The sequence below is a fragment of the Pseudomonas sp. HY13-MNA-CIBAN-0226 genome, assembly GCF_040310305.1.
Taxonomy (GTDB): Bacteria; Pseudomonadota; Gammaproteobacteria; order Pseudomonadales; family Pseudomonadaceae; genus Aquipseudomonas; species Aquipseudomonas gregormendelii.
In genome coordinates, this window is the sequence record NZ_JBEOPS010000117.1 from 1 (window position 1) to 336 (window position 336).

At 44.9% G+C, this 336-nt stretch carries 1 protein-coding gene; it reads right to left on the reverse strand.

Annotated features, from left to right (window positions below; all coding sequences use genetic code 11):
• On the reverse strand, positions 1-336 hold a 336-nt coding region (locus AAEZ05_RS28020; protein WP_350649819.1), incomplete at both ends, for a biotin/lipoyl-containing protein.

Below are 336 nucleotides of genomic sequence, written 5' to 3' on the forward strand. Positions count from 1 at the left end.
GTGTACTGGTTGACGTCTCTTTTACAGATGCTTGCTTTGGCTCAGCCGCCGCCTGCTTTTGGTCATTTGAGCTGGTTTGTTTGTCGGTTTTTGACTCAGTTTTTGATTCATTTGCTGATTTATTGGCACTATCCGCCTCTGAGCCACTACTAATGATGACGATAAAATCTTGACCATTGGCAACCATATCACCAGCTTCGACCAGTATTTTCTCAATTTTCCCTGCTTCTGGTGCCGGTACTTCAACCGATGCCTTATCAGACTCAATCAGCAAAATAGATTGGTCAGCGCTAACCATGTCACCGACACTCACCATGATCTCAGAAACTTGCGCTT